We start from the raw sequence: 24,334 nt of genomic DNA, 5'->3' as shown, positions 1-24,334 counted from the left end.
AGCAGGCATGATCCCACACCTGCTGTTGATATGGCTTAACCTCTCTTTCAAACAGACAGAGAGGTCTGATTCGTTATTTCTTTTTCCGGTCCCGGTTAAAAACCTGCCGCCGCAGTATAGCCTCCCGGCGCATATCGTCCTTGGCGTTGTCGTTCCGATCCACCGTATTCTGATCAATCGCATGATCAGTCCCACCGCCATGACGCACCACTTCATAAATGGGATCCCATACACGGCCAATCCGGTAATACTCGGCAATTTTATTGACCATTTCATAATCCTCACCATAGTTCCGGGCATGAGGATCATCATTAATACTGAAATAACCCATCTCCTTGATAACGTGAATGGGAATACACCGGGGAGCTCCGGCACCGTTAATCCGGAGCAGGTTGTTCCGGCCATTATCATCTGTCCATTCATCATGGGTCACAACCGGGATCTCTTTCATCCGGACCAGCTCACCGTTGTCTTTCTTTTCCCAGACTTCATAAGATCCGATCACCATGCCGATTTCCGGGTCGGATTCAAAAACCTTCAGCACCTTTTCCACGGCATCCGGTTTCAGGCGGTCATCGGAATCCAACTGGACATAGTATTTGGCCCGGGATAGTTTGGATCCGATATTCAGGCAGAGACCGATGTTGTTGATATCCAATACAACCAGGCGGACGTCAGGTTTTTTACTGTCATATTTTTCTCCGCCTTTCATGTATTTCCGGACCACATCTGCCGTTGGATCTTCTTCTCCCCCGTTGACCATGACAATGCACTCAATATCCTGAATGGTCTGTGCCTGGACGCTTTCAATGGCAGTGCCGATAAACTCCGGCCGGAAACCGACAGGAATAATCACCGATGCGATTAGTTCCGGTTCTTTTGCCGGTGGGGCCTGGTGATCCCGGAAAACCCCTGGAGCCAAATAGGCATCGATTCGTTTAAGATGTTCAGTCACAACCCGCTCAGCTTCCAGCTGAACATCTTTACCAGCCAGAAGATAATCAAAGACATTGGCTTTTTTACCGGCAGACTGTACGCGGTACAGGGATCCGTTATACCGGTTTGCAATACGGACGACACGCTGCTTTTCGGATAATTTCAGCCGCATATCATACAACACATTGTATTTGACCGTTTCATCAAAACCACCTACGGCTTCAAGTGCCTTTTTCCGGATAAAAAAGGCCTTTCCAAAGTCCATGTTATCCCGAACCCGGCCGATATGGTGATCCAACAGGTGTTTTTCTTCCACCTTGCCCTGGTCTTCCAGTTCATAACTGGCATAAAAAAGACCGGCATCCGGACTCCGTTCTGCTGCCATCATGAAGGCATCCACTGCCGCTTTCCGCAAAAGGACCGGCGTCGCCATATTGTCCAGGAGAAGGATAAACTCCCCTTCAGCTAATTTCAGAGCCTTATTCAACATGACAGATAATCCGTCGTCCTGACTGGTGGGGACAGTTTTCAATGGTCTGGCCCCTTGTACCAGCTTTTTTAATTCTTCCGGTTCATTGGTTATCCCGATTAATTCAACATCATTGTTCCGTTGTTGAACCATTGCCTGCACAGTGGCTTTCAACTGTTCCCGGGTCTGCCCGGACTCACTGTTGAAATGGAATAGAATGCTTGTTTTAGCCATATAACCCTTCCTCTTTTATGATTGTCTCAGTAAGAATCCTCTATAAAATGGGAATTGCTGCCCATTAAGTCCACATCTTTTTTGTAGTTATAGAGTGAACAACCATTGCTTATAAATTCTTTTCCGGTTATTCCCCAAATATTCAGGCGGATCTTTCAAGGATCTTACCCTTAAAACCCCATCCTTTACCCATTTGTTCCGGATTGTTCCTCCATTTTTTTCAGGAGGATGTTTACAGCCTTGTTCATTTCATCCTGAAAGGTCTGATCCTCAAGATCCTTCAGGTTGATCCGGACATTCAAAGCAGCGCCTTGCATGGCAGCCTGGGCCATCAGGACACCTACTGCTGCATCGGATTGGGAATTTTTGTTCCCCTTTTCCTCTGTCTCACGGCATAAGCGAAGAGCCTGGTATGAGAGTTCCATGACATTTAATGGAATACGACAGGCATGTTTCATCGCCTCTTCAATTGCTTTTTTCCGAACTTTCTGCTGATCTTCACTTTTTTTGGGCAGTCGATAGGCATCCATCACGGCATTGAAGGCACGAGTATCTTCATCAATAGCCAACAGGAGTTTATCTTTCAGCTTTTGGGCTTCTTCAGGAAGGACCAGCATCCGTTCCCGAACATCCTCATAACTTTTTTTCCCAGCTGTCAGGTGAGCCACCATAGATGCGAGTCCTGCAGCCAAAGCTCCGGCAAGTGCGCTTACACTTCCTCCTCCGGGTGCCGGTGTATCTATCGACAACAGGTCAGTAAAATCACATATTCTCATACCTGCAAGTGTTTCTTTGTCTGGATCCTGTACACAATATTCAATGATTTTTTTCTCCGGTTCAAAAGGAGAGAGCTCCGAGAGCCCCAGGCTTTGTACGGCCATGCGTATCCGCTCATTTTCAGGATATCCCGTAGGTTTCCCCTGGCGTTTCAGGTAGTAATCTCCTGCCTCCAAAATGGCTTCCAGAGGAATAAGTCCAACGAGTTCAGACCCGGTGACCCGCAGCCCGCGTTTTGCCGCCTCTTCCACCACCGTTTCAAAAGCTTTGTGAACAGGTGTCACGTGGTAATTCGTCAGATTGATGGAGACCTGGGCACAATCAAAGGCTTCCATATACCAACCCACAGCCTTGCATTCCTGAAGGAGTCCGGGAGTCCGGGCAATCTTTCCCTCATCATCCCTTATGATCTTTCCGTTCTCATCCCGCTTAGCCCGGCCTTTTTCCCGGATATCCAGGGCGATATCATGAGCCAGTTTCCGATCCCGGGTATTCAGGTTGACATTATAGGCAATGAGAAACTCCCGGACACCGATGACCGTCGCTCCGGACCGTTCATTGAAAACCGCCTCGCCAAAATCAGGGGCCCAGTCGGGGTCCTCCAGTTTTTCCGCCAGTCCTTCATACTCCCCGGACCGGATATCCGCCAGGTTTCGCCGTTCGGGACGGGAAGCAGCTTTTTCATAGAGATAAACAGGAATCCCCAGTTCACGGGCAACCCGATCTCCCAGGCGTTTCGCCAGATCAATACATTCATCCACTGTCACACCCGTCACCGGTACAAAAGGACACACGTCTGTTGCACCCAACCGGGCATGGGCACCGGTGTGATGCCGCATATCTATTCGCTGGGATGCCGATCGTATTCCCTGAAAAGCCCCCTCAAGAACTGCCTCCGGTTCCCCGACAAAAGTCACCACTGTCCGGTTTGTGTCCACGCCCGGATCTATATCCAGCACCCGAATTCCTTCGACCGAAGCAATATCACGGACAATTTCATCAATCAATTGTTTATCACGTCCCTCACTAAAATTGGGGACGCACTCTATTAATTTCATAATCACCTCATTTTAATAAGCCCTGAAGAAAGAAATAAACGACCACTACAATAATCAGCATAATGAGAGTACCCCAGAAAGATCGGGGGGATTTCCGCCGCCGCATATATTTTGAAAAATCAAATCGCCTATCTTCATCTTCGTCATGAATCACATATTTCCCCGGTCTTGGAATATGCATGCTTTCTCCCTGATAAGTGTAGTGAAATAATTTACATGATTTAAGGCGGAGATGAAAGGGGAGGGGGGATGAATGATGAATGATGAATGATGAATTAAGAATGATGAATGATGAGGTGGGCTCAAGCGCTGCTATATGGGATTCAAGCACCTCACTGCGTTCGGTGTTCAATAGCCGCTACGCGGCTTTCAAACGCTGCTGTGCAGCGTTTGAATCCATTATCTTTCATAGGCTGATATCTTGGATGCGACTGTCACAAAGTATAAATGAAAACTGTAATTAATCCATTAAATAATTCGAAATAACACATATATGATTAACAATATAATCTTGCATTGTGTCGCATTTTGGCGTATTTTACCCCCGGGGTGGGGGGCGTCACCTAAACGAAATCATATATCCCATCTCTCTTATAATTCGGTTTCAGGTAGGAAAAATGATTCCAATCATTTATAAGAAATTGGAAGCTGGAAGATGTAGGAAAGGCCGTGGCCTGTCCGAAGTTAGCGTCGCTTCGCTCCTGATAGTTGGTTCAGGGGTTCAGGGGTACAGGTTCCGACTTTCTACTGCCGACTGCCGACTGAAAAAGTGACGAGTAACGCGTGACGCGTGACAAGGGGGTCCAATCATCCAATCCCCCAATAGAATCAATCCCTCATGTCCACTGTCCACTGCCGACTGTCGACTGCCGACTGAAAAAGTGACGCGTGACAAGTGACGCGTGACAAGGGGGTCCAATCATCCAATCCCCCAATCGAATCAATCCCTCATGTCCACTGTCCACTGCCGACTGTCAACTGTCGACTGAAAAAGTGACGCGTGACAAGTAACGCATGACGAGTGGGTTTGAGGGAGAGGCATTTATTGGCGGGGAAGGTATCGGATTAGGCCGATAGTCATGTTTTTAATTTCAAGGATTTCTTTTTGAAATGTTTTTAATAATTCTTCCGAAATATATTCGAGATGATGTGGGATGATGAGTGGTGTCTCCAGCTTCGAAATACTGCCCCGCCCCATTTCACAGGGCAGGCAATCAAATCAATCCCTCAGCGCTCTCTGCGCCCTCTGCGGGAAGAACCAACTCCAAACTCATAACTCCAACTCAATACTCATCCCTCAGCGCTCTCTGTGCCCTCTGCGGGAGGAACCAACTCCAAACTCATAACTCCAACTCAATACTCATCCCTCATCACTCATAACTCACCATTCATAATTCATCATTTTCTTATTATCTTCCTCCATGCAATGCCCTGATTACCCGAAGGAGGGAAATAACGACGCCTGCCTGGAAATGGCTCCCGGTGTATGGGTTATGGATGATCATAAATGGGCACTATGGGTTTGGGCAACCCATAGAGACATCCTCCCGCGGACACTTTTTCATGTAGATTATCACTGGGATGGAGCCAATGATTTTTCCGGAGATGATAAATCCCTTACCGGGCTCCTTTCCAATCCCAAGGCCTTGAAAAAAGTGATTTCAGAAGATCGCCTGATACGAAAAGATTCCTTCATATCGCCTGCAATCAGGGGACATTTTTTCAGGAATATCCATTTTTACTGTTATCAACGAAATATTGAGCCAGGGCTTAGCCCGGAAATTCTGATGCACAACAGGGTCCGGCAATATATTCACCCGGATATTGCCACGGCATTAAACCATCTCAATCCGGCGGATACCGCTCTGGATCTGGATGTGGATATCTTTAACAGATCCATCTTTTTCGGCCAAGGGGACGTGTGGACCAATGATGAAATTCTCAGTTTTTTAGACACGTTGAAAGATCTTGTTCAAAAAGCACCACTTATCACGATAGCACTTTCGTATTGTTATTCAGGCACTGAGGCAGATACACACCGGCTGGCAGAACTCATCCTCCCATGGATACTGTCCAGGCGAGCCTGATCAATCCTCCTGCGGCTTAAAAAAACCGGCAAGGTTCTTTAACTTTTTACCGCTTACCCGCAGGGTAACCCATTCATCCATAGTTTCAGCTCCCAACGAGGCATAGAAATCCAAAGAGGGCTTGTTCCATTTTAAACACGACCACTCAAAACGGCCACAATCCCGTTCCACCGCCAATTGGGCCAGATAGGTCATCATCATTTTGCCGATACCCCGCCCCCGGTACTCCGGATAGATATAAATATCCTCAAGATAGAGACCCGGCCGCGAAACAAAGGTTGAATAATTATGAAAAAAGAGAGCAAATCCCACAGCCTTTCCATCCAGCTCGGCAAAAATCACTTCAGCATAGGCCTTTTCTCCAAATAATGTTTTTCTGATTGTCTCTTCTGTGGCAAGCACCTCATCACTCATGCGTTCATACGCTGCCAGTGATTTGATAAATTCCAATACCTGTGTTGAATCCCCGGGCCGGGCAAAACGCAGGCGGACTCCCGGTAAGGCTGTTTTGATCATATTTCCCTCATTTTTTCATGAAATGTACTGATGGAATGGCTTATGAGCAAGAATGGATCAAAAGGCCATCACCCGATTTTTAAAATGTGGATAACCTGTGTATGCACATAATAATATACAAATTTTACTATAACATAAAACATTGATTGTCAGTCGATTATAAACACTTATGATAATTTTCATTGTTCACACTTATCCACATCCCCGGTGGATAACGTGTGGGATGTCCGGTTTATCTCACTGATTTCACGTGATATAACCGCTTTTTGTCAAATAGCCATTTTATAATCCTTCCATATGGTCTATGTCTCAACAAAAGGGTTAAGAAGATAAGTGACACTTTTGGCCTACCTTTCTTTTTTTCCTGAGGTGAATCATTTAAATTCCCGAAAACATGGAAGGAGTTCGCCATGATCTTGGCATGGGTCCACAACTTAAAGCCCTATCTCTTTAAAATCGGCACTTTTGAGATCCGCTATTACGGACTCATGTACGTGTTGGGATTTATCTGTTTTTACTACTGGATGAAATATATCATCCGCCGGGGTGATCTGAAAATGACGGAAAAACAGCTGGATTCCCTCTTTACCGGTGCGATCATCAGTCTACTGGTAGGAGCCCGCCTGGGATACGTTCTTTTTTACAACCTTTCCTGGTATCTGAAAAACCCCCTGGAAATTTTTATGACCTGGCACGGGGGGATGTCCTTTCACGGTGGCGCAATTGCTATTATCCTGTACGTCGTCTGGTTTGCCCGGAAACACCAGATCAAATTCTGGGATCTGATTGGAGAATTCACAACCATTGCACCGGTGGGACTCTTTTTCGGTCGCCTTGGAAATTTTATCAATGGAGAATTGTGGGGCCGGCCGGCTGAGGTCCCCTGGGCCGTGATTTTCCCCGGATCCGGCGGCATTCCCCGCCACCCCTCACAACTCTATGAAGCCCTGGTCGAAGGACTCGTTCTCTTCCTTTTTCTTTTCTGGCTCCATAGAAAAGGAGTTGCCGGACATGTGAAATTCGCATCCGGCCTTATATTTTACGGTATCGGCCGTTTTATCATCGAGTTTTTTCGAGAGCCGGATGAACAGCTGGGCTTTCTCTTTTTTGACTGGGTCACCATGGGACAGCTTCTGTGTCTGGCCATGATTGCCGGAGGGATTGGTGTGATGATCATGAAAAAGAGGGATGAGAGATGAGGGATGAGTATTGGGTTGGAGTTATGAGTTTGGAGTTGATTCCTCCCGCAGAGGGCGCAGAGAGCGCTGAGGGATTGATTCGTCAGGAGTGAAGCGACACCAACTTCCAGCTTCTAACTTCTGAAAACGCTGCGCAGTGGCTAATGAACACTGCCAGGCGTTGGAATGCCACACCGTGGCGATTGAATCGTGAAAACAGCAAGAAATGTTGAAAGGAACAAAGTGAACCCAAAACCTGCGAGACCCCATGAAATACGTTCCACTGATGACACGGGACTCAACCTTAATCTTATTCTTATCCTTGTTCTCTGTTTTTTTCTCTATCTCTCGCTTAGCGCCTGTTCCAAAACAGATACCGCCGTTCCAAACGAGGCAATATATCAAAAAACAGATTATGGGACTCTCATCCCCTATCAGATCGCAGATCCGGACTTGAAAAGCCGTTTCAATAAAAATGTTTTGGCAGACAGTCTCTATTATGAAAAGGGAGATACGGCCTGGACCGGTTTCAAAACCCAAAACCGGAGATTTTTCGAAGATGTGATTACACCGGCAATTGAGCCTTATCTGGATACGCTATCCACCTTATCCCCTTCCGAAATTATCAACCAACTGGCCCTTTTTACATTCAACATATACCAGGCCTATTTTGGCCAATCTTTTTACCGTTGGGGTGGAGATCTCTTCGATTTGGATGATCCCCAAACCCATAGAGGAAGCAGTCGAAAACTTTATGGGCTCGATTGCTCCGGTTTTGTAGCGGCTCCCTATGAGATGGCGGTTCATTTTAACCTGCTTCCAGATACAGTGGCCCTTTTTTCGTGGCAGGGATTTAAATATTATTGTGAAAAAACCGGTTTTGAAGATCAGGGTGGATTGGATGGCGGCTCCAACAATTACCGGCTGGATACCCGGGAACTCTACCGGCTGGGAGACGAAATCCTACGCATCGAAAAGGGAGGTTCCCTGTCACCTGATGATCTGACAAAACTACGTCCCGGAGACATTGCCGGGCGGAATGGTCATGTGGGCATTATTGTATTTATTAACAATGAGCCCTATTACCTTGAATCCGGCGGCCGGGTTGTCCCCCCCACGGGTGGATATCCCGTAAAAGCAGATTCAGCCCTGGAAATCTTTGCCCGGAACCGCTATGTGAGTGTGAGGAGGGGAATTTGGAGGAGTGATGAGGGATGAGGGATGAGTATTGAGTTGGAGTTATGAGTTTGGAGTTGGTTCTTCCCGCAGAGGGCGCAGAGAGCGCTGAGGGATTGATTTGATTGCCTGCCCTGTGAAATGGGGCGGGGCAGTATTTCGAAGCTGGAGACACCACTCATCATCCCACATCATCTCGAATATATTTCGGAAGAATTATTAAAAACATTTCAAAAAGAAATCCTTGAAATTAAAAAAATGACTATCGGCCTAATCCGATACCTTCCCCGCCAATAAATGCCTCTCCCTCAAACCCACTCGTCACGGGTTACTTGTCACGCGTCACTTGTCACGCGTCACTTTTTCAGTCGACAGTTGACAGTCGGCAGTGGACAGTGGACATGAGGGATTGATTCGATTGGGGGATTGGATGATTGGACCCCTTGTCACGCGTTACTTGTCACGCGTCACTTTTTCGGTCGACAGTCGACTGACTTTTCCCTTGCATAATATTGCTTCGAATCGTAAACTTTCTGGCTTTTTGAGGGGAGCTTAGCTCAGCTGGTCCAGAGCACCTGCCTTACAAGCAGGGGGTCACAAGTTCGAATCTTGTAGCTCCCACATCCCCCAAAAAATAATTTTGAGTCCCTGCGTCCTCAGCTGGGAATTGTCTCCTGTTCCACCTTGCCCCTCACGATTCGCCATCCATTCTTCAATACTATTTATCCACTATCTCCTTTTTCTTTTCATCATTCTTTTTTATTTTGACTTTTGCCGTGTACAATAAACTGTTAAAGGATTTTGCCATGAAACTATTTCGAATTCTATGGATTTTTCTCATTCTTTCCATAACACTGGCCGGATGCGGAAAAGATCCCCAAAGGGCTGATAACGGCCGGGCTGAAATCGGAAACCTGGTGATGGAAAATATTCCACCCGTCCCTGAATCATTAAAAGACCGCTTAAACCAATATCAAAACGTTCGTTCAGCCTATCTTGAAGACTGGCTTCCCGGGGGAGGGATGCTGATATCGACCCGCTTCGGTGAAACATCCCAGCTTCATAAAGTTAGCATGCCCGGTGGTACCCGCTACCAGCTTACCTTTTTTGATGAACCGGTAGGTGATGCCGCGGTGTGTCCCAATGAGGATACTCCCATTGTGGTTTTCATGAAGGATGTGGGAGGAAATGAAGCCTATCAGCTTTTTGCCATGAACCTGGAGGATGGCAGGGTAACCATGATAACAAACGGAAAAGCCCGCCATGGTACCCCTCTCTGGTCTCATGATGGATCGCTGCTGGCCTATCCTGGCACTCAACGGAATGGAACGGATTATGACATCTATGTGGCACCGGCTGAGGATCTGTCCAACGCCAGGATGGCGGCCCAACTGGAAGGATACTGGGAACCTGTTAGCTGGTCCCCTGCAAATGATAAACTCATCCTCCTGAATTATGTCTCCATTAATGAATCCTATCTGCATATCCTGGATGTGACAACAGGAGAAATGTCACCAATCAACCCCTCTGACAGAAAAATTTCCTATGGTGGCGCCAAATGGTCCCCCCTGGGTGACAAGATTTTCTTTACATCCGATGAAAATGCCGAATTTCAAACCCTGCGCAGTTACGATATATCCACCGGCAATATCAAATTGCTATTGGGGAAAACCACCTGGGATGTCAGTGGCTTTACAGTCAGCAGGGATGGCATGCTTCTGGCCTGGGTAACCAATGAAGACGGCATGAGCCGTTTATCTGTCCTGAATCTCCGGAGCGGTAGTCGACTCAATCTGCCTAAACTCCCCCTGGGTATCATCGGCGGACTCCGGTTCAACCCGGATGGCACCGAGCTGGCGATCAGCCTGAATACACCCAAAAATCCCACCGATGTCTATTCTATCCGCCTGACCAATGCCACCCTTACCCGGTGGACCACCAGCGAAGTCGGTGGACTGAATACAGATGGTTTTATCCAGCCGGAACTCATCCATTATACAACCTTCGATTCCCTGCCGGACGGGAGCCTCCGGAAAATCCCGGCATTTTATTACAAGGGCAAGAGCACTGTTGCAAAAGCACCTGTCATCATCTATATCCACGGCGGTCCCGAAAGCCAGTTCAGGCCATCTTTTTCATCAACCTTCCAGTACATCCTGAATGAAATGGGTGTGTCCATTCTCGCACCTAATGTCAGAGGATCGGCCGGATATGGAAAATCTTACCTGCTTCTGGATAATGGCACTCTACGTGAAGAATCGGTTTTCGATATCGGAGCTTTACTTGATTGGATAGCTGAACAACCTGAGCTGGATGAAAGCCGAGTGGCCGTATGGGGTGGATCCTATGGCGGTTACATGGTCCTCGCCAGTCTGACCCACTATAATGACCGCCTGAGAGCTGGTGTGGATGTGGTAGGAATCAGCCATTTTGTCACCTTCCTGGAAAACACAAAATCTTACCGTCGGGATTTACGAAGGGCTGAATATGGAGACGAACGGGATCCCGACATGAGGGCTTATCTGGAATCCATTGCCCCGGTGAACAATGCTTATAAAATTTCCACTCCGCTTTTTATCGTTCAGGGACTTAATGATCCCCGGGTTCCGGCCAGTGAAGCCGAACAAATCCTGGATGCTGTGAAAAAAAACGATACGGAAACCTGGTATCTTCTGGCTAAAGATGAGGGTCACGGATTTCGAAAAAAGAACAATCGGGATTTTTATACCCAAAGTCTCATGCTGTTTTTTGAAAAATTCCTCCTGGAGCCAGCTGAATGACCCAAAGAAAAAAAGTCGGACTTGCCCTGGGAAGCGGCTCTTCCCGGGGCTGGTCCCATATCGGTGTAATTCAGGCACTCCAGGAACATGATATTCCGGTGGATTTTGTGGCAGGTACCAGTATTGGCGCTTATGTGGGCGCCATTTTTGCTTCCGGCCATATCGAAGAGTTTCACCAGACGGTTTTGGACATGGACTGGAAACGGGTGGTTTCCCTTCTGGATCTTTCCATGAGTCTCACCGGGGTCCTGGAAGGGCGAAAGGTAATGGATCTGGCTGAACATGTCATGACCGTCCGGACATTTAAGGATTTGAAAATCCCCCTCCGGGTCGTGGCCGCAGATCTGAAAACCGGTGAAGAAATTATTTTCTCGGAAGGATCTGTCAAAGAAGCCGTCCGTGCCAGTATCTCCATCCCGGGGATTTTCCGCCCGGTAGAAATAAATAAACGCCTTTGCGTAGACGGTGGACTTCTGAATCCCGTCCCCGTGGATGTGGTAAAAAAGATGGGGGCTGAAGTAATTATTGCCGTGGACCTGAACCACTGCCTCATTCAGCGCCGGGAAAAAAAGAAGAAATCCAAACAGGATGAAAAACGCGACAAAGCCCTGAATAAAGCTATCTTTGAGAAATTTTCCGATCGCTTTCCTTCTGTGGAATCCCTCCTTCAGTCCTGGTTTAAATTTGAAACCGGCACCGGAGAAAAAAAGGAGGACATTCCCGGCTTTCTGGATGTCTATCGGCAGTCTGTAGATATAATGGAAATGCAAATTTCCCGGCTTGGACTCAGACTGAATCCTCCTGATATCCTGATTACACCGGATTTGGGGCATATTAAACTGATGGATTTTGATTTGGGAAAAGAAATTATCGGGGAAGGATATCAAAAAACCCTGGACCGGATGAATGATATCCGGCGTATTGTAAAGGGAGCATGATGTTTTTCTAAAGGCTAAAAAACCTTACGTATTCTTCAAAAGACCCCTGTTTTTATTAACAAATCCCACATTCTGCAACTTTCCGGAGCTCTCTGTCTCTAATCAATATAAACTGAAACAAAAGGAGTCGTGATGGCACACATTACATTAAAAGGCAATCCCATTCATACCTTTGGGGATCTTCCCCGGGAAAAAGATAAAACCCCGGATTTTCTTCTCACCACAACGGACCTGAAAGATGTTTCCCTGAAGGATTTCAAGGGAAAAAACCTCCTGTTGAATATCTTCCCAAGTCTGGATACAGATGTTTGCGCCATGTCCGTCCGGCGTTTTAATTCCCTGGCGGTTAAAATGAAAAACACCCGGGTTTTATGTATCTCAAAAGATCTCCCATTTGCCCATAAACGGTTTTGTGTGGCCGAAGGAATCAACAACGTAATCTCCCTTAGTGAATTGCGGAACAGTGATTTCGGTAAGGATTACGGTGTGCGGATTGAAGATGGTCCCATGGCCGGACTTTTGGCCCGTTCTGTTGTCATTATCAATACCGAGGGGACTGTTGTTTACAGGGAACTGGTCCCGGAAATTACACAGGAACCTGATTACGATACGGCACTGAAAGCTCTTGAAGCACTTTAAGAAAGGCTTATAAAAAAATAGAATACAAGTAAAATGATATAAATTTTGCTTGAAAAACAGGGATACAGCCGCTACCTTAAGGTACAGGGTGTAACCATGATTATTCAACCGGATACATATCCTGTCTTATCAGACTTTAACAGGTGGGTGGATTTTATTCTGTTTTTACGAACATCTGATGATATCAGAAACAGTGTGTCACATAAAAAAGGAGGTGTTCTATGTGGCAAGCATGGGTTAATGTGATTCTTGGATTGTGGCTTGTGGTTTCCGGTTTTATACCGGGTGTGCAGGTAAATTGGAATATGATTATTGCCGGAATTCTGATTGCTCTGCTGGGATTTACCGCTTCAAAAAAATGGCCGGCAATTGTTGCAGGTATTGTTGGAATCTGGATCTTCATCAGCGGACTGGTTCCGTCACTGATTGTACAACTCAACTTCATAATAGCTGGAATTGTCGTGCTGATTCTGTCCCTGGTCCTTGCCCTGCAAAAAACACCGGAAGAACCCAAAACCACGGCATAAATCCGCATATCACAAGATACTTGCAAAACGGCAAAGCAAACTTTGCCGTTTTGCCTTTTTCGTGGAATATTTTTCATGCTGTAAGGCCTGAACTATCAGGTAACATTAAGCGAACTGCAAATCCTATGCTTTATTCCCTTATCTTGCTTTCATGGTGTATTTATTATAAAATCCTCCAAACAAAGGAGATTGAAGCATGAGACTTGTATTTCTTGGCGCACCCGGATCCGGAAAAGGAACCCAGGCAGATATTTTAAAAGAGCGTTTGTCTCTGACAAAACTCTCCACAGGTGATCTTCTAAGAGCAGAGACGGAAAAACAGAGCCCCTTGGGGAAAAAAGCGGCAGAATATATGAATCAGGGGAAACTGGTCCCGGATGATATCATGATAGATATTCTGAAAAAAAAGGTCACTGAGTTTGAAAAAGAGGGGATAGGATATATTTTAGATGGATTCCCCCGGACCCTTCCCCAGGCACGTGCTTTGGATGCCATGCTGGAAAAAATTGAGGCTCCATTGGACGCAGCCATTCTGATCGACGTTCCGGAAGAGGAACTGCTTCGCCGCCTGACAAGCCGCTGGACCTGTCGAAATTGTGGTGCAACGCCATCGTTCCCGGGCGGGAAACCGGATGATGCCATCTGTCCGAATTGTGGCAGCAAAGATTTGTATCAACGGGAAGATGACACACGTGAAACAATCCTGAAGCGCTTCGACGTATATCGGAAGAATACATATCCCCTGATTGACTACTACGAAAAGAACGGACTCCTCCACCGTATTTCCGGAGAAGGGGAGATTGAAGAGATCACACAACGTATCGAAACTGTTTTGAAAAAGATGTGAGGCGTTTATGTTTTTCCTGGGACTTACCGGCGGACTGGGATCGGGAAAATCAACTGTTGCCGCTTTTTTCAAGGCCTGGGGTGCCGAAGTATATGATGCTGATGATATTGCAAAATCAATCATTGGCAACAATGAAACGGTGAAGCACAAAATCTGCCTTCTTTTTGGTGAGGATATTTATCCCTCAACACATGATTTCAACAAAACCCTTCTGGCAGAACGAGCCTTTACCTCCCGGGAAAACCAGGAAAAACTCAATGCCCTGATTCATCCCTATGTCAAAGAGAAAATCCGGGAAATCCATCAGACCGCCTTAAAAATAAATCCTCCTCTTTTGGTCATCGAGGCCAGCATGCTGTTTGAAGCCGGTTCCGAAAATATGTACGATGGTGTACTTGTCGTAACAGCACCCACATCATGCCGGATGGATAGGGCCCTGAAGCGGGGATCCCTTAGTCAAGAACAAATTATCTTCAGAATGTCTTTGCAAATGCCGGAAAAAGAAAAGATCCGCCGTGCAGATTATGTGATCCACAACGACGGATCCATTGAAGCACTCGAAGCAAAGGCCAAATCCTTGTATTCCAAACTCCTTGAAACACAAAAATAAAAAACCTTTATCCGGCCCGTTTGAATTTAGCTGTCAACACCTTTGGCTTTTTGTGAAATTTTTTCCATAACCTGAAGTTCAAAAGGTTTACTGGCTTCACCGAAATAAAGTGTCTGGTGGGGAAAGGGGATTTCAATATCACGGGCATCAAACTCTAGTTTGACACGGCGGAGAAATTCCCGGCCGACGGCCCATTGTTTCAGGGGAATGGTTTTGATTCTGCCTTTAATGGTAACCGCCGAATCGCCCAGGCCGTCCACTCCGAAGATCTCCGTCTCCAGGATGCTTGAACCAAGGGTTTCATCTTTTTTCAGGCCTTCCAAAACTTCCTGAATGACTTCTGTCACTTGATCGGTATTTTCCTTGTAAGCAACTCCCACGTTAAACACATAGGCAGACCACTCGTTGGTCATATTACTCAGGGTCGTGATGCTTCCGTTCGGAAAAACATGGACCGTTCCGGACAGGTCCCTCAAAACCGTCACCCGGAAATTCATCTTTTCCACCAGTCCACCGGTACCATTGAGAATGGCCACATCTCCCACACGGATCTGATCCTCAAGAATCATGAAAAAGCCGGATATCACATCCTTTACCAGGTTCTGTGCACCAAAACCAACAGCTAAACCAAGGATTCCGGCACCAGCGAGTAAAGGCCCGATTTCCACACCAATCTGGGTCAGAACCATCAGGATTACCACAGCCCAAAGGAGGATGGTGACCCCCTGGCTGGTGAGATTCATCAGGGTCTGGACTCGTTTGCTGGAATCGGTGGCAATTTCACCTTCCATCACACGGTTTTGAACCATGCGTTTTTCCACGCTTTTCAGGGATCGTTTAATAATTTTTATCACAATCCAGGCAACAACCAGGATCAAGACAATTTTCGCAGCTTCGAGTCCCAGGTCAATCCAATTGACACCTTGCAGGGACTGAATGAGTTTTTCCATGAATCGCTCCTTTCATAACTATTATAAAGGGAAAAAAGCTTTATGTCGTATCCTATATTTCAGACTTCCGTCAAAAAACTTCGTTACATACCGCTTTTTTCCGAAGGCTGTTACTTGAAAATAAATGAAATAACAGTTGAAATCAACAACAGAGAATCAGGTGCAGGATGTACAGGCCATGGAGTCTGGCTGAAAATAAAAAATTTTTTAAAATAAAAAGCTTGTAATGTAAAAAACTTGTCGTATATTTCACCGTTTTCTGCGATAGGCCCCAACATGAGGTTTATTCAAAGAGATGGCCGGGCACATGTCCGGTTGACACGATCATCGTCCAGAGGACGCGGATTCCACCGGTTGGCTGTTGTGGTCGGAGGATCTGAAGTACACAACACAACAGGTAATAAGGATTGATATGAATATCTATGTAGGAAACCTGCCCTGGGGCGTCACTGAAGAAGCCCTGAAGACCCTTTTCTCTGAATACGGAACGGTTGATACCGCCCGTGTGATCACCGACCGTAATTCAGGCCGTTCAAAAGGCTTCGGATTTGTCGAAATGAGCAATGATTCAGATGCACAGGAAGCCATTGAAGCCCTCAACGGAAAAGAGATGGACGGCCGGGCACTCCGGGTGAATGAAGCCCGCCCCACTGCCGACAACGACTCCCGGCGCAGGCGCTACTGATCTGTCATAAACTATGCGATCAGACTTTCAAACCCTCTCCTCACGGAGGGGGTTTTCTGTATTTAGGCATAAATAAACCGGTTTGGGGGGATAAAAAACCCGTAAATGCTTCAATTTGATCACTTTTTGTCTGTTTTTAGGGGATAAATCTTCAATATTTCCAAAAAAAAGAGTGGATTTCGCTCAAATGTTATTATTTTTCAACGTTTCAGGGATGGGAAACCGTGTCCTGAAGCAGATTTCATTTGATAACCGTCCTCAGGACGCAGATTTTCAGGTTGGCTGTCATGGCCTGGCGATCTGGTTTGAATACATGACAGATAAGCAGAGGATTCGTATGAATATCTATGTAGGAAACCTGCCCTGGTCAACGTCGGAAGAAGAACTGAAAACATTGTTCGAGGGTTATGGTAGCGTGGAATCGGCCCGCATCATTACTGATCGTGAATCCGGCCGTTCCAAGGGATTCGGTTTTGTCGAAATGAGCGATGATTCAGAAGCGCAAAAAGCAATGGAAGAACTCAACGGCAAAGAGCTCTCCGGCCGCGCTCTGCGTGTCAATGAGGCACGTCCCCGTCGCGAAGAAAACCGTCGCTTCTGATCAATTTAAATATTGATCCGGACAATCCTGCCCCCGTTTTTCAACGGGGGCTTTTTATATTATGTCATTTTGGGGGTTCAGGGGTTCAGGGGTTCGGGGTGACGTATGCAAATAGAGTATATGTGGTGTGGATTTATGAAATTTTATTCTCACTATATAGGAAGATACTTATACGTGTGATCCCCCGGGGATAAAATAATCCCGTATCCGATCAAATGCAAGATTATATTATCTTTAATATATTGTGCTGTCTTGATTTTTTTATATGAGGAGTATTTGTTGTATTTGAAGCTGGCGCTTCGGTACTTCCACCTGTCGGCAGCCGCCCCGGTGACCGGTATCTCGATACAATCCTGACATAGCTGGATCACTCGATGACCGGCATTTTTTCACTCCCTCTCTCCCTCACTCCGTCGATCTTTGTCCCCCTCGTTCCATCATCCTTATTCTTCTACTCTTTTTATCTTATATTACATGGGGTTACTGCCAAACCGACACAGGAGGATACCATGACACCCTGGGATCTTACGCTCAATTTGAAGGATGTGGTTCTTGATTTTACATTTCTGAGTCTTTTTTTAATTGCAGGAACCATTCTGCGCCGTTATATCCCTTTTTTTCAGCGTTTTCTTATCCCCAATAATATAATCGGCGGTTTTATCGGACTGATTCTGGGCAGCCAGGTCTTAAATATTATACCTCTGGATGGGAATCGTTTAGGGATGTATGTTTATCATCTGCTCGCATTGACATTTATTGTATTAGGATTACGCCAATCCAAAACGTCCTTTGGTAAAGGACCCGTGAGTAAAGCATTTATTGAACTTACCTGTTATATCACCCAGGCAATGGCCGGTCTTTTGTTGGCATTTACGGTAATCTATTTCTTCAACCCGAATTTTTTCGCCGGCATCGGTTTTCTGGTACCTTTGGGCTTTGGAATGGGACCGGGAATTGCTTACACCATGGGACACAGCTGGGAAAAAGCCGGTTTGGTAAACGGGGGGATGATTGGACTCACATTTGCCGTTATCGGCTTTCTCATTGCATATGTCGCCGGCATTACCCTTGTCAACCGGGGCATCCGGCGGGGAGAAACAGCCCTGATTAAGGGGAAAGACAGCCTGAACCGGGACATCCGGACCGGTATTGTAAAGGAGAATTCCCCGGGGGTCGCCGGGTTTCTTACTCTCTCTCCTGAAGCTATCGAACCCATGGCGTTTCAGGTGGGGCTCATCGGATTCATCTACCTTTTAACCTATTTGTTCATCCGGGGGGTCACGCTTCTGATGGAGTCTGGTGGACTGGGGGAATTTTCAGATACCCTGTGGTCTTTTCACTTTGTGATCGGACTTCTAATTGCCGTAGGTGTCCGGCGCATCCTGGATGTGACAAAAAAAAGTTACGTGATCGATAAGGGACTGATGAACCGGGCTTCCGGTGTCAGTGTGGACTACCTGATTACCGGTTCAGTCGCTGCTATCAGTATCACTGTAATAGGCCAGTACTGGCTGCCTATCCTGGTGATGTCCGGTACCGCCGCTTTTACAACCTTTCTGATCATCCACTGGGCATCCAAAAGGGCTTTTGATGATTATTATTTTGAACGGTTTATTGGAATTTTCGGTGAAATGACGGGTACCATCAATTCCGGCCTGGTGCTCATCCGTATCACCGATCCCGAATTCGAAACCCCGGCTGCAGAAGATCTGGCATACGGAGGTGGCATTGCCCTCTTTCTGGGTTTCCCTCTCCTTATCCTGCTGAATTTACCAATTGTATTTTTCAATAACTCAATTACCGGCTACTGGATCGCCTTTGGGGCTATGGTCGCCTATCTGCTGATTCTTTTGGCAGTTTGGCGGCTTATCGGATATATCAAACCCCTGGGTAAAACATCATAACACTATTTCTAAAAAATTTTTTATAAAAAAGTGATGCTGGATACACTTTTCCAATAAATTTTAAAGTACTATTAAACAAGCAAATATTTCTTAAACAAGATCAACCCGGCTTCAAATATCCCATTTCATAGACGGGATAAATGAATCCTCAAGAAAAAAGGGACTGACCATGAAGTCGATTTTAAGTATGCTGACCCTGATCATGTTGTTATCTTCATTAAATGCGGCTGTTATTCATGTTCCAGATAGCTACACAACACTGGAAGAAGCCGTTACGGCTGCAGTGACTGGAGATACAATACTTGTGAATCCCGGTGTATATGAAACAAACCTGGTTCTGGAAAATAAAGATCTGGTGCTCGCATCCCGCTACATCCTATCCGGGAATCAGAACGATATCGATAATACCATCCTGCAAAGCCTGTCCACTTTTAATCCCATTATTCTTTACAAAACAAATATAACATCTGCCAGCAGGCTTATCGGATTTACCATGGACGGTGAACTGCAAAGTGTATATGCACATGTGAGAATCCGTGAAGGGGCATCGCCGGGTTTGGAAAATCTTCGCCTGATTAACCAGGGCTATTCGGATTTGCCCATTGCAGCGATTCTGATTGAAAGTGCTTCTGCAGACATCAGCAATTGTCGGATCGAAAACAACTTAAAAAGCGGTGTATATTTAGATGCCTCCCATGCAACCCTGTCACATTGTACCATTAACAATAACGAAAATATCGGTGTCGTGCTGGGAAACAATTCTACAGCCCAAGTCTCGTTTACAGACATTCTTGAAAATCACAATGGCGCCATCCATTCATACAGTTCCACGGTTCATGTGTCAGACTCCAGAATCATGAACAATACCCGGTTTGCCGGTGCCGGTTTTCAAAGCGGTTATACGGACTTCACACTTGAAAGGGTTTTGATAACCGGAAATGTAGCAACCGGCGTCAGCAGCGGTGGAGCCGGAGGGGGTATCTATCTTCAGGCATCCAATGGGAATATTATCAATTGTACAATTGCAGACAATTCAGCCAATCAATGGGCTGGCGCCCTTTTTACCATGGTATCCAATGTAAATATTGTAAACAGCATTATTTGGGGAAATGATGCTAATGGATTGCCTGAAATCGGATGCTGGTCCAACAGCCAGATGCAGATCGCCTATTCCAATGTCCGGGGTGGTCCCACTACACAAAGTACTATGTACGGCGGTGTGATCAACTGGCTTGATAATAATTTGGGGAATTCTGTCACAAGCCACTATCCCGCCTTTGATACGGATTACCACTTAACAGCCAATTCCCCCTGTATTGATGAAGGAGCCGCCGTCTATTCTATGGGGGATGAACTGATCGTGGATATGCCAATCGGAAGCTGGTCCGGCGGCGCACCGGATATGGGCGTTTATGAATTTGAAGATGCGCCTTCCTCGCTGCTTGCAGATTTTACTGTTCTCAGCTCTCCTCACGGACCTGCACCGCTTTCTGTCCGTTTTTCGGACATGTCCACCGCAGAGAACACACACATTGTCTCCTGGGAATGGGACTTCGGCGACGGAGGAAGCAGCAACTTACAGGCTCCGGTCCACATCTATGAAACTCCCGGAACTTATACAGTAACCCTGACTATTTCTGACGGAGATTTATCTGATAGTCATACCATTGAGGATATGGTTATTGTCTTTCCACCGGAACTCCAGGCCGGTTTTACATTTTCACCCGGCAATGGACCCATCCCCCTGATTGTCCGTTTCACAGACCAGTCCACAGGCCCCGTTGAATCCCGTCTCTGGGATTTCGGAGACGGCGACACAAGCACACAAATCCATCCTGAATATGTGTATACCAACCCCGGGGTTTATGATGTTACCCTGATCGTTACCAATGATTTTACGTCTGATATGTTGACGATTCACGGAGCTGTCACAGCCCTTGAACCGGTCACATACCAATCCATTTATGTATCCAATGACGGATCAGATGTGACGGGAGACGGATCCGCCAACAATCCCTTTGCCACGATCCAGCATGGAATCAATATGGCTTCAGATTTTGATACCGTTATTGTAAAAGACGGCGTGTATCACCCGGCGGATAACGATGATTTTGATTTCATGATCGATGGAAAAGAAATTGTGCTCACATCTGAAAATGGTCCCGAAAACTGCATCCTCGAACCGGCTCCCGAAAAATGGATGAATTCCATTAAAGTCACTCATGCGGCCCAAAGCACCCTCATTTCCGGATTTACCATCCGCAATGCCTGGGCAGGTGTTTACGTTCCCAGCGCTTCACCTGTCATAGAAAACTGCGTGATGGACAGTTGTTTTTACGGGATTATTACCTCGCGGGATTGGCAGATGGATGACCCTCCGGCATCATCTCCCATCATCCGGTATAATCTCATCAAGCATTCCGAACAGGATGGGATCGCTCTGGGAGAAGGGGGAACACCGCTCATTATCAATAACACCATTGTGAATAGTGAATACATCGGCATTAGCGTGATGGTGTATGGCGAGGTTATGAATAATATCTGTACCGGCAACGGAACCGGCATCAGCGGCCTGGAAGACAACCAGGTCAACATTCAATACAACTGTGTATGGAACAACGGTGCGGATTATACGGCAATCACACCCGGAACCGGTGATGTCAACCTGGATCCTCTTTTTACAGAGGATTACCATTTACAGGCCGGATCTCCCGTGATAGATGCAGGTCACCCCGGTTATACACCTGATCCTGACGGAACCCGTGCAGATATGGGCGCTTTTTATTATCACCAGGAAAACCTGGAATGGGCGGTGGATTTTACGGCAGATGTGCTTTCCGGAAGGGCTCCGTTACTGGTGAATTTCACCGATCTCAGCACCGGCGAGGGTGTCTCCTGGAACTGGGATTTTGGAGATCAAACGACCTCCCAGACCCGGAATCCGGCGCATACGTACACGACACCTGGATCATACACGGTATCTTTGACCGTCTCAGATGGCACAGAAAATAAACAGGCGGAAAAATCTGCCTATATTATGGTTCAAGAACCGGTCCATCAAAATCCGGTGGATTCTCCCTTTGAACAACTGTCAACCTTGCCTGGTAATGAAGGAGATCATTACCTCGACGGGGCATTCCTGTCCAAAGATCTTGTATACCTGGTTTCCAATAAAAATAAACTTTATAAAACAACGGACGGCGGGGATTCCTGGAGAGATATTTCACCTGAAGCCGAAACTGATTTTTCAGGTTTAGGCGCCTCAGCCAAAGTGAGTTTTATCAACGAAAATATTGGAACTGTGGCCTTCTCCCTGGATGACGGATCAAACAATTACGATTACAATATCGTCTTCGGATATGTCTGGTGCACGACAGACGGGGGACACACGTGGTCACAGCGCTTTGATGTGAATGACGATATGATCACCCATCTTCAGCAGGTAAATGAAAACACAGTATATGTCAGTGGAGCAGCCCGCCTGGGTGTCACCAGCACACGATGGTTTAAAAAAATTATGCGGGATCCTGAAACCGGCCATTTCACCTTGTCATCCATCACGCCCACACCTACAAGCCGACCCCATGTTTTCGGAGGCCATTGGTTACACCAGAATACCGGTGCAGTTCTTGCCCGTCTGAATGTAGCCCCCTGGACCATGGAGCCCTTTATCACACGGGATGGCGGCCAAAGCTGGCAATCTATTCGTGGAAACTTACCTGTCCTGGACAATACAAGTATTGGCCCGGGCTACCGGAATATCCAGATGCTGGATGAAAACACGATTATCCTGACATACAGCCTCTCGGTAAATGGCGAATATCAAACTCACATCTGGCGCACCGATAACGGAGGCTCCGCCTGGTATGAATCCTCCTTTGATGTTCAACCCTACATGCTTGTCAATATACGCATTGATCCTGTCAGTGGTACAGGATATGCTGCCGGATGGCATGGCGATAAAGCATTGTATATGACAGAGGATTTGGGTGCGTCCTGGACCCAAAAAACATCCGGAACCGTCCCGGATGAATTGAGTTTTTATGGTGTAGACATTGCTTCAGACGGCACGGTGTGGGCCTTTGGTCCCAACCAGACCCTTTGGCGTACCCGCCGAGCCATGACACCTGAATTTTCGACAGATATCACCCAGGGGCCTGTACCCCTCGAAGTTCATTTCACCGACCTGACAATCCCCGGGATGGCACCTGTGACCAATATCCACTGGGATTTCGGTGATGGTAATACATCGGAGGAACAAAACCCGGTTCATACATATACCATCCCGGGAGCATACACCGTAACATTCACGGCAACTGATACCAGTGGGGCTTACCAGGTCATCAAGGAGAATTACATCATGGCCGACGTCAGTGTATCAGCCATGATTCATGCTGTGATGGATGTTCCGGAAGATCAGGGCGGCTGGGTCACGGTACATTTCAGCCGAAGCTACTTTGATACAAAACATGCTGAACCAATCGGAAAGGATATGGCAGATACATTGGGGCTTTATACGGTAGAAATCCGGCACGGTGGAGAGTGGATCGCAGCCAATTCCACGGCTGCTTATGCCATGGATACCTATGAAATCCTTGTGCACACCCTGGCGGATTCCTCCATAGATGGGGACGGACTCCATGATTTCAGAATCCTTTCCATCTTTCCCGACGGTCGGTATATCAGTCCCGTTTTACAGGGATATTCCATTGATAATCTCGCCCCGGCCGTCCCGGCCGGACTCGGTGCAAACTGGCTGTCTGACCATGAATTACAACTCGCATGGACATCGTCAACCGATCCGGACCTCGCTTATTACATCCTCTGGAAATCCATGGATCCGGCTTTTGATCCTTTGACTTCTGATCCCTTGATGCACGGGGTCGACACACTGTATGTGGACTCAGATGTTCAGCCCGGAACACATTACTATTACCGACTGGCAGCTGTGGATCATCATGGGAACATGTCTGAAATCACTCCGGCCCTGGATGCCCATACTACCGGCATTTTAGGACGCAACGGTACTCCTGACCATTTCGAACTCAGCACAAATTTCCCCAACCCATTCAATCCATACACCACAATTCCTTATCAAATCCCGGAAAATACACATGTAAATATCCAGATATTTGACCTGTCGGGGCGGCATATTCAAACCCTGGTAAACTCATATCAGTCAACCGGTTATTATGAGCTGATCTGGAATGGTACTGACTTTCATGGTAAAGAAATCTCGTCCGGAATGTATATCGTCCGCATGCAAACCAAAAACTTCCATCAAACCATGAAAATAGTATTCATGAAATAAGTTTTTTTCACAAAAAACTACAGAGAAGGGGCACATCTTCGTGCCCCTCTTTTTTTACACTGTCCGAACCCGGTTCACATCCGTTTTTTCTCCATGTCGCGAATCATATTT

General features: G+C 46.7%; 20 protein-coding genes and 1 tRNA gene. 16 read left to right on the top strand and 5 right to left on the bottom strand.

The window, feature by feature from the left end; genetic code table 11:
* Positions 1–73 precede the first annotated feature (73 nt).
* The 3 genes from strainIA91_RS00310 to strainIA91_RS00300 all read right to left on the bottom strand — a co-directional run bounded on the left by strainIA91_RS00310 (position 74) and on the right by strainIA91_RS00300 (position 3,655).
* A complete protein-coding gene (locus tag strainIA91_RS00310) occupies positions 74–1,639 on the bottom strand; it encodes a glycosyltransferase family 2 protein (protein ID WP_400167094.1) in 1,566 nt (521 codons plus the stop codon).
* A 185-nt stretch (positions 1,640–1,824) separates the two neighbouring features.
* Positions 1,825–3,474: a glutamate formimidoyltransferase gene (ftcD, locus tag strainIA91_RS00305; RefSeq protein WP_400167093.1), complete on the bottom strand. Its 1,650-nt coding sequence runs from the start codon at positions 3,472–3,474 to the stop codon at positions 1,825–1,827.
* A 7-nt stretch (positions 3,475–3,481) separates the two neighbouring features.
* Positions 3,482–3,655: a hypothetical protein gene (locus tag strainIA91_RS00300; RefSeq protein WP_400167092.1), complete on the bottom strand. Its 174-nt coding sequence runs from the start codon at positions 3,653–3,655 to the stop codon at positions 3,482–3,484.
* 1,240 nt (positions 3,656–4,895) lie between these two features.
* Between strainIA91_RS00300 and strainIA91_RS00295 the strand changes: the two genes are divergently transcribed.
* Entirely contained in the window at positions 4,896–5,561 is a 666-nt protein-coding gene (locus strainIA91_RS00295; RefSeq protein ID WP_400167091.1) for a UPF0489 family protein, read from the top strand.
* Here strainIA91_RS00295 and strainIA91_RS00290 read toward each other — a convergent pair whose 3' ends face one another.
* Positions 5,562–6,077 carry a GNAT family N-acetyltransferase gene (locus strainIA91_RS00290; RefSeq protein WP_400167090.1) on the bottom strand — a complete coding sequence of 172 codons (516 nt, stop codon included), beginning with the start codon at positions 6,075–6,077 and terminating at the stop codon, positions 5,562–5,564. It abuts the gene before it with no gap.
* A 410-nt stretch (positions 6,078–6,487) separates the two neighbouring features.
* Here strainIA91_RS00290 and lgt point away from each other — a divergent pair, with 410 nt between their 5' ends.
* From lgt to coaE, 11 genes are all read left to right on the top strand, one after another.
* The gene (lgt, locus tag strainIA91_RS00285) at positions 6,488–7,276 is read left to right on the top strand and encodes a prolipoprotein diacylglyceryl transferase (protein ID WP_400167089.1); all 789 of its coding nucleotides are present in this window, start codon (positions 6,488–6,490) and stop codon (positions 7,274–7,276) included.
* A 222-nt stretch (positions 7,277–7,498) separates the two neighbouring features.
* A complete protein-coding gene (locus tag strainIA91_RS00280; RefSeq protein ID WP_400167088.1) occupies positions 7,499–8,473 on the top strand; it encodes a hypothetical protein in 975 nt (324 codons plus the stop codon).
* Positions 8,474–8,572: 99 nt separating this feature from the next.
* Positions 8,573–8,728, top strand: coding sequence for a hypothetical protein (locus strainIA91_RS00275; RefSeq protein ID WP_400167087.1), 156 nt, complete (start codon positions 8,573–8,575; stop codon positions 8,726–8,728).
* A 249-nt stretch (positions 8,729–8,977) separates the two neighbouring features.
* Positions 8,978–9,052 (top strand) — tRNA-Val (locus tag strainIA91_RS00270).
* A 185-nt stretch (positions 9,053–9,237) separates the two neighbouring features.
* Positions 9,238–11,211 carry a S9 family peptidase gene (locus strainIA91_RS00265; protein ID WP_400167086.1) on the top strand — a complete coding sequence of 658 codons (1,974 nt, stop codon included), beginning with the start codon at positions 9,238–9,240 and terminating at the stop codon, positions 11,209–11,211.
* The gene (locus tag strainIA91_RS00260; protein ID WP_400167085.1) at positions 11,208–12,149 is read left to right on the top strand and encodes a patatin-like phospholipase family protein; all 942 of its coding nucleotides are present in this window, start codon (positions 11,208–11,210) and stop codon (positions 12,147–12,149) included. The genes strainIA91_RS00265 and strainIA91_RS00260 overlap by 4 nt, the downstream gene beginning before the upstream one ends.
* Before the next feature lie 132 nt (positions 12,150–12,281).
* Positions 12,282–12,788, top strand: a complete 507-nt coding sequence (gene tpx / locus strainIA91_RS00255) for a thiol peroxidase (protein ID WP_400167084.1) — start codon at positions 12,282–12,284, stop codon at positions 12,786–12,788.
* A gap of 45 nt (positions 12,789–12,833) precedes the next feature.
* On the top strand, positions 12,834–13,034 hold the full coding sequence (locus strainIA91_RS00250; protein ID WP_400167083.1) for a hypothetical protein: 201 nt from the start codon (positions 12,834–12,836) through the stop codon (positions 13,032–13,034).
* Complete coding sequence (locus strainIA91_RS00245) at positions 13,010–13,315, top strand: SPW repeat protein (RefSeq protein WP_400167082.1); 306 nt, start codon at positions 13,010–13,012, stop codon at positions 13,313–13,315. The genes strainIA91_RS00250 and strainIA91_RS00245 overlap by 25 nt, the downstream gene beginning before the upstream one ends.
* Positions 13,316–13,511: 196 nt before the next feature.
* The gene (locus strainIA91_RS00240; RefSeq protein ID WP_400167081.1) at positions 13,512–14,162 is read left to right on the top strand and encodes an adenylate kinase; all 651 of its coding nucleotides are present in this window, start codon (positions 13,512–13,514) and stop codon (positions 14,160–14,162) included.
* 7 nt (positions 14,163–14,169) lie between these two features.
* Positions 14,170–14,772, top strand: a complete 603-nt coding sequence (coaE, locus tag strainIA91_RS00235) for a dephospho-CoA kinase (RefSeq protein WP_400167079.1) — start codon at positions 14,170–14,172, stop codon at positions 14,770–14,772.
* 26 nt (positions 14,773–14,798) lie between these two features.
* On the opposite strand, the gene strainIA91_RS00230 is transcribed toward coaE, so the two are convergent.
* Positions 14,799–15,722, bottom strand: a complete 924-nt coding sequence (locus strainIA91_RS00230) for a mechanosensitive ion channel family protein (RefSeq protein WP_400167078.1) — start codon at positions 15,720–15,722, stop codon at positions 14,799–14,801.
* A gap of 412 nt (positions 15,723–16,134) precedes the next feature.
* Between strainIA91_RS00230 and strainIA91_RS00225 the strand changes: the two genes are divergently transcribed.
* The 4 genes from strainIA91_RS00225 to strainIA91_RS00210 all read left to right on the top strand — a co-directional run bounded on the left by strainIA91_RS00225 (position 16,135) and on the right by strainIA91_RS00210 (position 24,223).
* Positions 16,135–16,407, top strand: coding sequence for an RNA recognition motif domain-containing protein (locus tag strainIA91_RS00225; protein ID WP_400167077.1), 273 nt, complete (start codon positions 16,135–16,137; stop codon positions 16,405–16,407).
* Positions 16,408–16,594: 187 nt separating this feature from the next.
* Entirely contained in the window at positions 16,595–17,008 is a 414-nt protein-coding gene (locus tag strainIA91_RS00220; protein ID WP_400167076.1) for an RNA recognition motif domain-containing protein, read from the top strand.
* 509 nt (positions 17,009–17,517) lie between these two features.
* Positions 17,518–18,912, top strand: coding sequence for a hypothetical protein (locus tag strainIA91_RS00215; protein ID WP_400167075.1), 1,395 nt, complete (start codon positions 17,518–17,520; stop codon positions 18,910–18,912).
* Between the two features lie 169 nt (positions 18,913–19,081).
* Positions 19,082–24,223 carry a PKD domain-containing protein gene (locus strainIA91_RS00210; RefSeq protein WP_400167074.1) on the top strand — a complete coding sequence of 1,714 codons (5,142 nt, stop codon included), beginning with the start codon at positions 19,082–19,084 and terminating at the stop codon, positions 24,221–24,223.
* Positions 24,224–24,334: the final 111 nt, after the last annotated feature.

Source organism: Candidatus Neomarinimicrobiota bacterium (genome assembly GCA_041154365.1).
Taxonomy (GTDB): Bacteria; Fidelibacterota; Fidelibacteria; order Fidelibacterales; family Fidelibacteraceae; genus Fidelibacter; species Fidelibacter multiformis.
Note: the sequence above shows the minus strand (reverse complement) of the source record. Positions and strands in the feature narration are given on the sequence as shown.

Bases quoted from the DNA above. Each gene is read 5' to 3' on its own strand.
- strainIA91_RS00310 (WP_400167094.1), bottom strand. From the start codon at position 1,639: ATGGCTAAAACAAGCATTCTATTCCATTTCAACAGTGAGTCCGGGCAG.
- ftcD (WP_400167093.1), bottom strand. From the start codon at position 3,474: ATGAAATTAATAGAGTGCGTCCCCAATTTTAGTGAGGGACGTGATAAA.
- strainIA91_RS00300 (WP_400167092.1), bottom strand. From the start codon at position 3,655: ATGCATATTCCAAGACCGGGGAAATATGTGATTCATGACGAAGATGAA.
- strainIA91_RS00295 (WP_400167091.1), top strand. From the start codon at position 4,896: ATGCAATGCCCTGATTACCCGAAGGAGGGAAATAACGACGCCTGCCTG.
- strainIA91_RS00290 (WP_400167090.1), bottom strand. From the start codon at position 6,077: ATGATCAAAACAGCCTTACCGGGAGTCCGCCTGCGTTTTGCCCGGCCC.
- lgt (WP_400167089.1), top strand. From the start codon at position 6,488: ATGATCTTGGCATGGGTCCACAACTTAAAGCCCTATCTCTTTAAAATC.
- strainIA91_RS00275 (WP_400167087.1), top strand. From the start codon at position 8,573: ATGGGGCGGGGCAGTATTTCGAAGCTGGAGACACCACTCATCATCCCA.
- strainIA91_RS00265 (WP_400167086.1), top strand. From the start codon at position 9,238: ATGAAACTATTTCGAATTCTATGGATTTTTCTCATTCTTTCCATAACA.
- strainIA91_RS00260 (WP_400167085.1), top strand. From the start codon at position 11,208: ATGACCCAAAGAAAAAAAGTCGGACTTGCCCTGGGAAGCGGCTCTTCC.
- tpx (WP_400167084.1), top strand. From the start codon at position 12,282: ATGGCACACATTACATTAAAAGGCAATCCCATTCATACCTTTGGGGAT.
- strainIA91_RS00245 (WP_400167082.1), top strand. From the start codon at position 13,010: ATGTGGCAAGCATGGGTTAATGTGATTCTTGGATTGTGGCTTGTGGTT.
- strainIA91_RS00240 (WP_400167081.1), top strand. From the start codon at position 13,512: ATGAGACTTGTATTTCTTGGCGCACCCGGATCCGGAAAAGGAACCCAG.
- coaE (WP_400167079.1), top strand. From the start codon at position 14,170: ATGTTTTTCCTGGGACTTACCGGCGGACTGGGATCGGGAAAATCAACT.
- strainIA91_RS00230 (WP_400167078.1), bottom strand. From the start codon at position 15,722: ATGGAAAAACTCATTCAGTCCCTGCAAGGTGTCAATTGGATTGACCTG.
- strainIA91_RS00225 (WP_400167077.1), top strand. From the start codon at position 16,135: ATGAATATCTATGTAGGAAACCTGCCCTGGGGCGTCACTGAAGAAGCC.
- strainIA91_RS00220 (WP_400167076.1), top strand. From the start codon at position 16,595: ATGTTATTATTTTTCAACGTTTCAGGGATGGGAAACCGTGTCCTGAAG.
- strainIA91_RS00215 (WP_400167075.1), top strand. From the start codon at position 17,518: ATGACACCCTGGGATCTTACGCTCAATTTGAAGGATGTGGTTCTTGAT.
- strainIA91_RS00210 (WP_400167074.1), top strand. From the start codon at position 19,082: ATGAAGTCGATTTTAAGTATGCTGACCCTGATCATGTTGTTATCTTCA.